The 11,289-nt window shown below is 63.3% G+C and carries 9 protein-coding genes; all 9 read left to right on the plus strand.

The features are described from left to right. Positions 1-157: 157 nt before the first annotated feature. The 9 genes from ACO550_RS32650 (at position 158) to ACO550_RS32690 (ending at position 11,190) form a co-directional block, all read left to right on the plus strand. Positions 158-1,396, plus strand: a complete 1,239-nt coding sequence (locus ACO550_RS32650; protein WP_315595089.1) for an efflux RND transporter periplasmic adaptor subunit — start codon at positions 158-160, stop codon at positions 1,394-1,396. A gap of 107 nt (positions 1,397-1,503) precedes the next feature. Continuing rightward, positions 1,504-4,695 (plus strand): efflux RND transporter permease subunit, encoded by a 3,192-nt coding sequence (locus ACO550_RS32655; RefSeq protein WP_315595088.1) that lies wholly within the window; start codon positions 1,504-1,506, stop codon positions 4,693-4,695. A 32-nt stretch (positions 4,696-4,727) separates the two neighbouring features. Next, positions 4,728-6,197 carry an efflux transporter outer membrane subunit gene (locus ACO550_RS32660; protein WP_485995077.1) on the plus strand — a complete coding sequence of 490 codons (1,470 nt, stop codon included), beginning with the start codon at positions 4,728-4,730 and terminating at the stop codon, positions 6,195-6,197. A gap of 160 nt (positions 6,198-6,357) precedes the next feature. Then, on the plus strand, positions 6,358-6,753 hold the full coding sequence (locus tag ACO550_RS32665) for a hypothetical protein (RefSeq protein ID WP_315595086.1): 396 nt from the start codon (positions 6,358-6,360) through the stop codon (positions 6,751-6,753). Positions 6,754-6,794: 41 nt separating this feature from the next. Further along, positions 6,795-7,256, plus strand: a complete 462-nt coding sequence (locus ACO550_RS32670; RefSeq protein ID WP_315595147.1) for a DUF2127 domain-containing protein — start codon at positions 6,795-6,797, stop codon at positions 7,254-7,256. Positions 7,257-7,368: 112 nt separating this feature from the next. Next, positions 7,369-7,659: an antibiotic biosynthesis monooxygenase gene (locus ACO550_RS32675; protein ID WP_315595085.1), complete on the plus strand. Its 291-nt coding sequence runs from the start codon at positions 7,369-7,371 to the stop codon at positions 7,657-7,659. Between the two features lie 48 nt (positions 7,660-7,707). Then, complete coding sequence (locus ACO550_RS32680) at positions 7,708-8,346, plus strand: CDP-alcohol phosphatidyltransferase family protein (protein WP_315595084.1); 639 nt, start codon at positions 7,708-7,710, stop codon at positions 8,344-8,346. Positions 8,347-8,449: 103 nt separating this feature from the next. Then, positions 8,450-9,970 carry a DUF1254 domain-containing protein gene (locus tag ACO550_RS32685; RefSeq protein WP_315595083.1) on the plus strand — a complete coding sequence of 507 codons (1,521 nt, stop codon included), beginning with the start codon at positions 8,450-8,452 and terminating at the stop codon, positions 9,968-9,970. Between the two features lie 104 nt (positions 9,971-10,074). Then, positions 10,075-11,190 (plus strand): NADH:flavin oxidoreductase/NADH oxidase, encoded by a 1,116-nt coding sequence (locus ACO550_RS32690; RefSeq protein ID WP_315595082.1) that lies wholly within the window; start codon positions 10,075-10,077, stop codon positions 11,188-11,190. The last annotated feature ends 99 nt before the right edge of the window (positions 11,191-11,289 follow it).

Consider the following 11,289-nt stretch of genomic DNA (forward strand, 5'->3'; position numbering starts at 1 on the left):
GGCTGGCACCCCAGCAGTGCATTGCTTTCGTCCAACCGGGCGGAGGACCCCTTGCTGTTCCCGTTTTCCTGCCTTTCCAGGCAGGCGGGAGGCGTTCGGCCCGAATTTTTAGCTTTTCCAGTTGAAGAAACCCGACGAAAACACGGAGTGAAGAAAGATGAATAACAAGTCTCGACGCACGCTGATCGCCTTTGCCATCGTGGCAATCCTTGGGGCGGGCGTGGCAACCTCGGTACTGCGACCCTGGCACGGCGGGGAAGCACAGGCCAACACCCCACCGCCGGCACCGGCCGTGGAAGTGGCATCGGTCGTGGGCCAGACCATCACCGAATGGGATGAATTCTCGGGCCGCATCGAAGCCGTGGACCGTGTGGAAATCCGGCCACGCGTTTCCGGTACGATCGAAACGGTGCATTTCCGCGAAGGCTCGATTGTGAAGAAGGGCGATCCGCTGTTCACGATCGATCCGCGTCCGTACGCCGCCGAAGTGGCGCGCGCCGACGCGGCGTTGGCTGCGGCACAGGTGCGCGCTTCGCATGCACAGACCGAAAAGGCCCGTGCACAGCGCCTGCTTGACGACAACGCGATCTCGCGTCGCGAATTCGACGAGCGCATCAATGCTGCCAGCGAATTGTCGGCCGATGTACGCGGTGCACAGGCGGCACTCGAAGTTGCCCGCCTGAACCTGAGCTATACGCGCATCGTGGCGCCGGTGGCGGGCAAGGTATCGCGTGCCGAGATCACGGTGGGCAACCTGGTGGCGGCAGGTGCCGCATCGCCGCCGCTGACCACGGTGGTGTCGGTGTCGCCGGTGTATGCGAGCTTCGATGTCGACGAACAGAGCTACCTGCGCTACACCGCGCCGGGTGCTGGCGGCGGCAAGAACGACCTGCCGGTGTTCCTGGGCCTGGCCAACGAGGACGGCAATCCGCACAAGGGCAAGATCCATTCGGTCGACAACCGGCTCGATACGCGCAGCGGCACCATTCGCGTGCGTGCCGTCTTCGACAACGAGGATGGCCGCCTGCTGCCGGGGCTGTACGCGAAGGTCAAGCTTGGTGGCGGCTCGCCGCATCCGGCCGTGCTGATCAACGATCGCGCCATCGGTACCGACCAGGGCAAGAAGTTCGTGCTGGTCGTCGACAAGGCCAACAAGCTCGAGTATCGCGAAGTGGAAGTCGGACCGACGTTCGAAGGCTTGCGCGTGATTCGCAAGGGTCTGCATCCGGGCGAGAACATCGTTGTGAATGGCCTGATGCGTGTGCGCCCTGGCGTCACGGTGGCGCCGAAGCCGGTGTCGATGGCGTATCGCAGCGAACTCGAACCGCGCGGCACCACCCCGGACCGCAAGCAGGCCGCGGACGATGTGAAAGCCGACAAGCCCAAGGTGAGCTGAGGCGCTTCGGCGCGCTCAAAGTACCGACCTGAAATTTTCCCCCTGTAGTTGCATATGGCGCCCGCTTCGGCGGACGGCCAGGGGGGGCTGCTTTCGCCGAGACCAAGATGAATCTCTCGAAATTCTTTATCGATCGCCCAATCTTCGCGGGCGTGCTGTCGGTGCTGATCTTCCTGATCGGCGCCATCTCGATGTTCAAGTTACCGATCTCGGAGTACCCGGAAGTGGTGCCGCCGTCGGTGGTGGTGCGCGCCCAGTTCCCGGGCGCCAACCCGAAGGTGATCGCCGAGACCGTGGCCACGCCGCTCGAGGAGCAGATCAACGGCGTCGAGGACATGCTCTACATGAACTCGCAGGCCAACAGCGACGGCACGCTGACGCTGACGGTGACGTTCAAGCTGGGCACCGACCCGGACAAGGCCCAGCAACTGGTGCAGAACCGCGTTTCGCAGGCCGAGCCGCGCCTGCCCGAGGACGTGCGCCGGCTGGGCATCACCACGGTCAAGAGCTCGCCCGACCTGACCATGGTGGTCCACCTGGTCTCGCCGAACGATCGCTATGACATGACGTATCTGCGCAACTATGCGCTGATCAACGTGAAGGATCGCCTGGCGCGTATCCAGGGCGTGGGCCAGGTGCAGATGTTCGGCTCGGGTGACTACTCGATGCGCGTGTGGCTGAACCCCGAGAAGATTGCCGAGCGCCAACTGGCTGCGTCCGACGTGGTGCGCGCGATCCGCGAGCAGAACGTGCAGGTGGCGGCCGGCGTGATCGGCCAGTCGCCGTCGCTGCCAGGCACCGACCTGCAACTGTCGGTCAATGCGCAGGGCCGTCTGCAGACCGTCGAGGAGTTTGGCGACATCATCGTCAAGACCTCGCCCGACGGTGTGGTCACGTACCTGAAGGATATTGCGCGTATCGAACTGGGTGCGTCGGAGTACGCGCTGCGCTCGCTGCTGGACAACAAGTCCGCGGTGGCACTGCCGATCTTCCAGTCGCCGGGATCGAATGCGATCCAGATCTCGAACGACGTGCGCAAGACCATGGCCGAACTGAAGGCCAACATGCCGGAAGGCGTCGACTACAGCATCGTCTACGACCCGACGCAGTTCGTGCGCCACTCGATCGAGGCCGTGGTCCACACGCTGTTCGAAGCCATCGCGCTGGTGGTGCTGGTGGTGATCCTGTTCCTGCAAACGTGGCGTGCTTCGATCATCCCGCTGCTGGCGGTGCCGGTGTCGATCGTCGGTACGTTCGGGCTGATGCATGCGTTCGGCTTCTCGATCAACGCGCTGAGCCTGTTCGGCCTGGTGCTGGCGATCGGTATCGTGGTGGACGATGCGATCGTGGTGGTGGAGAACGTCGAGCGCAACATCGAGGAGGGACTGTCACCGAAGGAAGCTACCTACAAGGCCATGCGCGAGGTGAGCGGCCCGATCATCGCCATCGCGCTGACGCTGATCGCCGTGTTCGTGCCGCTGGCCTTCATGACGGGCCTGACCGGGCAGTTCTACAAGCAGTTCGCGCTGACGATCTCGATCTCGACCATCATCTCCGCGTTCAATTCGCTGACGCTGTCGCCGGCTCTGTCCGCACTGCTGCTCAAGGGGCATGACGCGCCCAAGGACTGGCTGACGCGCGGCATGGACAAGGTGTTCGGCAAGTTCTTCGCCCGCTTCAACCGGTTCTTTGGCCGCAGCTCGGATAGCTATGGCCGTGGCGTGAAGGGTGTGATCCGCCGCAAGGGTTCGGTGTTCGGCGTGTATGCCGTGATGCTGGTGGCCACTTGGGGTGTGTTCCAGATGGTGCCGAAGGGCTTTGTGCCGGCACAGGACAAGCAGTACCTGGTGAGCTTTGCCAAGCTGCCTGACGGCGCCACGCTGGACCGTACCGAGGACGTGATCCGCCGCATGTCGGACATCGCACTCAAGCACCCGGGCGTGGAATCGGCCGTGGCCTTCCCGGGCCTGTCGATCAACGGCTTTACCAACAGCCCGAGCGCCGGCATCGTGTTCGTGACGCTGGATCCGTTCGACAAGCGCAAGAGCAAGGAGCTGTCCGGTAACGCCATTGCCGCCGACCTGAACAAGCAGTATGGGTCGATCCAGGATGCGTTCATTGCCGTGTTCCCGCCGCCGCCGGTACAGGGCCTGGGCACCATCGGCGGTTTCAAGCTGATGATCGAGGACCGCGCTGCATTGGGCTATGACGAATTGTTCAGCGCGACCAGTGCGTTCATGAACAAGGCACGTGCCACGCCCGAACTGGCTGGTATTTTCAGCAACTACCAGGTGAATGTGCCGCAGCTCGACGTGCAATTGGACCGTACCAAGGCCAAGCAGCTCGGCGTGCCCGTGACCGATGTGTTCGAAACGCTGCAGACGTATCTTGGCTCGGCCTATGTGAACGACTTCAACAAGTTCGGCCGCACATACCAGGTCAAGGTGCAGGCGGATGCGCAGTTCCGCCAGCATGCAGAAGACATCCTGCAGCTGAAGGCGCGCAGCAGTTCCGGTGAAATGGTGCCGCTGTCGTCGCTGGTCAAGGTCAAGCAGAGCTTCGGTCCGGATAGCGTAACGCGTTACAACGGCTTTACCGCTGCCGACATGAACGGCGGCCCGGCACCTGGTTTCTCGTCGGGCCAGGCACAGGCTGCTGCCGAGCGTATTGCCGCGGAAACGCTGCCCAAGGGCATCGGCTTCGAGTGGACCGAGCTGACCTACCAGGACATCCTGGCCGGTAACGCGGGTGTGTGGATTTTCCCGCTGTGCGTGCTGCTGGTGTTCCTGGTGCTGGCCGCGCAGTACGAAAGCCTGACGCTGCCGCTGGCCGTGATCCTGATCGTGCCGATGAGCTTGCTGGCCGCCATGACCGGGGTCTGGCTCACGCGTGGTGACAACAATATCTTCACGCAGATCGGCTTTATCGTGCTGGTGGGCCTGTCAGCGAAGAACGCGATCCTGATCGTGGAATTCGCCCGGGAGCTGGAACACCATGGCCGTACCGTGGTGCAGGCCGCGATCGAAGCCAGCCGTCTGCGTCTGCGCCCGATCCTGATGACGTCGTTCGCGTTCATCATGGGCGTGGTACCGCTGGTGGTATCCACCGGCGCCGGTTCGGAAATGCGTCATGCAATGGGCGTGGCCGTATTCTCCGGGATGCTCGGCGTAACGTTCTTCGGCCTGTTCCTGACGCCGGTGTTCTATGTGGCGCTGCGCCTGCTGGCTACCCGCAAGCAACGCCGCGAGGCGGTGGCGATGGATGCATCGGCCTCGCAAGCCGTGCCGTCCGCAGAGTAATGGTGAATGACATGGAAAACGTCAACAACATGATGAAGCAGTACCTGCCCAGGCTAGGCATGCTGGCCGCCGCGCTGGTGCTGGCGGGCTGCTCGCTGGCACCGACATACAAGGTGCCCGAGACACCCACCGCCTCGACGTTCAAGGAAGCCGAAGCGGCTGCAGCCGAGAGCGCTCAATGGAAGACCGCGACGCCGGCCGAAGGCCAGCAGCGCGGCGAGTGGTGGCAGGTGTTTGGCGATGCCAACCTGGATCGGCTGATCGAAGCCGCCAACACGCATAACCAGGACCTGGCTGCCGCAGCGGCTCGCCTGAAGCAGGCGCGTGCGTTCACCGGGGCGACCGAAGCCGACCTGTATCCGCAACTGAGTGTCGGGTTTGACCCGACGCGCACGCAATCGTCGGCGGCCTCGCAAGGGCTGCCCGATGGTACGCGGGTACCGGCGCAGACGGTGTTCAAGGCGCGCGCGTTTGCCAGCTACGAGCTTGACCTGTTTGGCCGCGTGGCCAGCAGCGTGAATGCGGCGCGTGCCGAGGAGCAAGGTGCTGCGGATCTGTATCGCTCGGTCCAGCTTGCTCTGCAGGCGGACACCGCGCAGGCGTACTTCGCGCTGCGTACGCTGGATAGCGATCGGGAGCTGCTGAATGCCACGATCAAGCTGCGCGAAGATGCGCTGTCGCTGCTGCGCAAGCGTTACGACGCCGGCGAGACCACTGACCTTGACCCGGCGCGTGCCGAAGCCGAACTTGGCAATGCGCGCGCCGATCTGGCCGGCATCGAGCGTCGTCGCGCCAACCAGGAGCATGCGCTGGCGGTCCTGACCGGCGTGGCACCGTCGCAATTCGCATTGGCGGCGAAGCCGTTCGATACGGCTCCGGTGGCCGTACCGGCGGGCTTGCCGTCGGAACTGCTGGAGCGGCGTCCCGATATTGCCGCGGCCGAACGCCAGATGGCCGCGGCCAATGCACGGATCGGGATTGCCAAGGCGGCCTTCTTCCCGCGCATCTCGCTGACCGCGCTGTTTGGTTTCGAATCAGCTGACTTGTCGAACCTGTTCAAGTGGTCGTCACGCACGTGGATGCTCGGGCCCCTGGTCGGCACCACGGTGGCACAGACCGTATTCGACGGCGGCCGCAACAGTTCGAACCTGGCCGGTGCGCGCGCGGCGCATGAGGAAAGCGTGGCGCGCTACCAGCAGACCGTCCTGGTGGCATTCCGCGAGGTCGAAGACAGCCTGGCCGATGTGCGTTGGCTCAGCCAGCAGGGCACGGCGCTGGACAGCGCGCTGTCCGGTGCCAGGCGGGCACAGCGCATTTCGCGCAGCCGCTATGACGCCGGCGCGGTCGACTACCTGACCGTGATCGACGCCGATCGTACCGTGCTCCAATCGCAGCGCGATGCGAATGCGGTAGCGGGTCTACGTGCGGCGGCGACCGTGTCGCTGGTGCGCAGCCTCGGTGGTGGCTGGGGTCCGTTGCCGGAGGCTGTGGCCAAGAACTGAGCCACAAGACGATTGTTATACCCTTGGTGTGCTCCCCTCTCCCGCCTGCGGGAGAGGGCATGAGGTTCAAATTGCGACTTGTCTCGGCTTGAGCCGCCGGCCCTTATCAAACACACTACACTGGAATCGTCTCGCCGGTTTCGTTTGGGGGAGGACCGTCATGCGAATGATTCCCGTGATGTTCATGGCAGTCGTCATGGCCATGATGCAACCACTCCAATCCATTGCCCAACCGTCCACCACAGGCTCCATCGCCGTGGGTGGCTCCGCGCGGGTGAAAGGGCCGGTTACCGTCAATGGCACACTGAGCGTGGACGGCAACGTCTTTGCCAACGGCCCGCTGACGGCGGCATGGATTGCTTCCCCGGGGCGTGGTTATCCGCCGCCGCCGGAACGTTCGCTGCTCAAGGTCTTCCATGGTCCGCTGACCGTGCACGGATCGATGGTGGTGCACGGCGACCTGTATGTCGAGGGCCCGCTGACGGTCAACGGACCGTTGGAGGCTGGCGGTGCCGTCGATGCCAATGGCCCGATGGTGGAGCGTCAGGCACGCTAATGCTGCACAATGGCGGCTTCGCTGACTTCAACGACGTCGCCATGGCTCAAGCCGGTTCTCCACTGGGGCTCAAGAGCATTGCCCTGTTCGAAGCCGCCAAGGGCGCGCTTGTCATCCTTGCCGGGCTCGGTCTCGTCGCGCTGCTGCATAACGATGCTCAGGCGCTGGCCGAAGCCATTGTCGGTCGCTTTCACCTGAATCCGGCCAGCCACTATCCCAAGGTATTCCTCTCGCTGCTTGCCCATCCGAGCGATGCCCGACTATGGGCGATCGGTGGTTCCGCGGCGGTGTACGCGCTGATGCGCTTCGCCGAAGCGTATGGCCTGTGGCACGGGCGCGCATGGGGCAACTGGCTGGGCGTATGGTCGGGCGGCATCTATATTCCCGTTGAGCTTTACGAGGCGGTCCGACATCCCACCTGGATCCACATCGGCCTGGCGGTGGCCAATGCGCTGGTGGTGGTGTACCTGGTGCAAAGCCTGGCACGCCACAAGGTGAACTGAAGGGCCATCGCGCAAATCTGCTAAGGTAGACGCGATGCGGCACGCAGTTGTGCCGCGGCGGTGTGCCATGCTGTCAGACAGGCACCGATATCCCGAGACATTGAGACCTATCATGATTCACGAAATTGCACAGATCACGATCAAGCCCGGCATGGAAGCCCAGTTCGAAGCCGGCGTGGCCAAGGCCAAGCCGCTGTTCCTGCGTTCACGCGGGTGCCATGGCGTGAACCTGCAACGCTCGATCGAGCAGCCGTCGCAGTACACGCTGGTGGTGGCCTGGGAAACCGTGGAAGACCATATGGTCCATTTCCGTGAATCCGATGAATTCCAGGAATGGCGCAAGCTGGTCAGCGACAGCTTCGCCGCGCCGCCCGCGGTTCACCACGTCAACACGGTGCTTTGATTGACTGGGGCTCCTGCCGAAGGAGCCCTTGGCCACGGGAGCCCACGCATGTCCACACCTCAGCAGCGCCCCCGGCATTTTTCCATGCTGCGTGACCTGCAACTGGCGGATTTCTTCACGCTGGCCAATGCGGCGTGCGGCATGGGCTCGGTGTTCTACGCCATGTACTTCGTGGCGGACCCGTCGTTAAGGCATTTCTATATCGCAGCAGCGCTGGCGCCCGCCGCGTTCATCTTTGATGTACTTGACGGACGCATCGCGCGCTGGCGCCACGCCCACTCGGCGCTTGGACGCGAGCTCGATTCGCTGTCGGACATCATCTCGTTCGGCGTCGGCCCCGCCACGCTGGCGTTTGCGGCCGGCATGCGCGGCGGCTGGGACCTGGCCGCACTGATCTACTTTGTCTGCTGCGGCGTCAGTCGCCTGGCGCGCTTCAACGTCACCGCCGAAGCGCTTGCCGAAGGCAGCGACGCCGGCAAGGTCAAGTACTTCGAGGGCACGCCAATCCCAACCAGCGTGGTACTGACCGGCATCCTGGCGTGGTGCGCCTCGCACGGACTGATTGGCGATGCACTGCCTGCCGGCGCCATGGAGATCGGCCCCGGGACGTTCCATCCGATGGCACTACTGTTCGTGCTGAGCGGCTCCTTGATGATCAGCAAGACTTTGCGGATTCCGAAGTTTTAAGTCATCGAATCTTCTTAACTCACTCCCAAAGACTTTGAAATCGACTATGTGAAGCGGCTGCGCTATGTTCAGGGCCAATGTCCGACCCTGAGGAGCGTTTCCCGTGACGATTTCTGCCGCCATAAGACTGACAAGTCTGTTTGTTTTTTCCGCAGGGCTTGCTGCCTGTGCCAATCAGGCTTCGGCGCCGTCGTCCTACAAGATGACCACGCCAATCCCCGCGGAAATCACCACGCCAGCCTCGGTCGATACGCGCATCGGCAAGCTCGAATTCTTCGATGGAGTGCCTTCGGCTGAAACCGCCGACAAGGTGTTCGACAACATCGATTTTGCGCGGGGCGTGGAGGCATTCCTGAATGGGATACCGGGCGCATCGCTGGTGGCGATCCGTGCCGGTTTGCGCGATGTGGGCGCGGTGGGCAGCACCGTGGGTATCTTCGAGCAACTGATGGACTCGAAGTCGTTGTACCTGACGGCCAATACCGAGACGGTCTACTTCTGGAACTGGCTCGACCTCAAGGATGGCCCGGTAGTGGTGGAGACTGCGCCGAACATCCTTGGCGTGGTCGACGATTTCTGGTTCAGGTTTGTCACCGATCTCGGTAATGCCGGTCCTGACAAGGGCAAGGGCGGCAAGTACCTGTTCGTGCCGCCGGGCTATACCGGCGCGCTGCCATCGAGCGGCTACTTTATCGTGAAGCCGCCGACCTACGGCAACCTGCTGTTCGGCCGCGCGTTCATGCAGCATGGCGACCCGCGCCCCGGCGTGGCCAGCCTCAAGGCCACGCTCAGGATCTACAAGCTGGCCGATGCGGCGCGGCCGCCCGAGACGAAGTTCATCAATATGTCGGGCAAGGTCATGAACACCGTGCACGCCAACAACTTCAAGTTTTTCGAGGAAGTGAACCAGATCATCCAGGAAGAGCCGGCGGGTGTGTATGGACCGGACATGACTGGCCTGTTCATGGCGATCGGCATGGAGAAGGGTAAGCCCTTTGCGCCTGACGCACGCATGAAGAAGATCCTCACCGATTCGGTAGCAGTGGGCAATGCCACGGCGCGTGCGATCGACTTCCGCAATCGCGACAAGGAAACGCTGATCTTCCCCGACCGGCGCTGGACCACGCCGTTTGTTGGCGGCAGCTATGAATGGCTCAGGAATGGCGGGCGCAATTTCGATGCGCGTACGCTGTTCTTCTACGCTGCCACCATCGACACGCCCGCGATGGCCGTGGCCATGCCGGGGATCGGCTCGCAATACGCCGCCAGCAACCTGGATGCCGCGGGCAAGCCGTTCGACGGTGGCAAGAACTACCGGCTGCGCGTGCCGGCCAATGTGCCGGCCAAGGACTTCTGGTCGGTGGTGGTCTACGACACGCAGACGCGCTCGATGTTGCAGACCGACCAGCAGTTCCCGAGCCTGTCCAGCGAGAAGTCTCTGCAAAAGAATGCCGACGGCACGGTCGATGTCTATTTCGGACCCAAGCCGCCCGCCGGCAAGGCCGCGAACTGGATCCAGACCATCCCTGGCAAGAGCTGGTTCACGATCTTCCGGCTCTATGGGCCGCTGCAGCCGTGGTTCGACAAGCAATGGAAACTTGACGACGTGGTCGAAGTGTCCTGAAGTGCCGCGCGCAGCGGGATATTCCATATCGCGGGCAGGGTCTGCATGGATTTGCAGCGGCGACTACAATCGCCGGGCAAGACGCTCCCACAAGGAATATCCCCATGCCACATCTCTTCGATCCGTACCGGATCGGCAATCTTGAGATTGCCAACCGTATCGCCATTGCGCCGATGTGCCAATACTCGGCGGAAGAAGGCTCGGCCACCGACTGGCACATGATTCACCTGGGCCATATGGCACTTTCGGGTGCAGGCCTGCTGATCATCGAAGCGACCGCCGTTTCCCCCGAAGGCCGCATCACACCCGCGGACCTGGGACTCTATAGCGATGCCAATGAGGCCGCGCTGGGCCGCGTGCTCGACGCGGTGCGCAAGTATTCGCCGATTGCCGTGACCATGCAGTTGGCGCATGCCGGCCGCAAGGCATCGAGCCGCGCGCCATGGGAGGGCGGCTCGCAGATCCGGCCCGATGAGCCCACTGGCTGGCAGACTGTGGCCCCGTCCGCGGTGCCGCATGGCGCGGAAGAGGTCCCGCCGCACGCGCTGGACAAGGCCGGCATGAACAAGATCCGCGAGGACTTCGTGGCGGCAGCCAGACGCGCGGCGCGTCTTGGCATCGAAGGTATCGAGGTGCATGGCGCGCATGGCTACCTGTTGCACCAGTTCCTGTCCCCACTGGCCAATCATCGCACCGACGAGTATGGCGGCAGCCTGGAAAACCGCATGCGCTTCCCGCTGGAAGTGTTCGATGCCGTGCGTGAGGCGTTTCCCGCGGAACGTCCGGTGTGGATGCGCGTATCGGCGACTGACTGGGTACCCAATGGCTGGGATATCGAAGGCACGCTGGCCTTGTCACATGCGTTGAAGGCGCGCGGCTGCGCGGCGGTGCATGTGAGTACCGGTGGTGTGTCGCCGCAACAGGCCATCAAGCTCGGCCCCGGCTACCAGGTGCCATACGCCCAGCGCGTAAAGGCCGAAGTGGGCCTGCCGACGCTGGCCGTGGGCCTGATCACCGAAGCGGAACAGGCGGAAGCGATCATCGACAACCACGAGGCCGACGTGATCTCGATTGCACGCGCAATGCTCTATGACCCGCGCTGGCCGTGGCATGCGGCCGCCAAACTCGGCGCTCAGGTCGATGCGCCGAAACAGTATTGGCGCTCGCAACCGCGCGGGCTGGAGCATCTGTTCAGGGACGCGAGTTTCGGGCAACGATAATCTCGAATTACCTGCGGTTTTCTCCCCTCTCCCGCAGTGCGGGAGAGGGGCGGGGGAGAGGGCAGGGCATTCAAGACGCGACATCGTTGTTTGAGCCGC

The organism is Cupriavidus sp. (genome assembly GCF_057315035.1).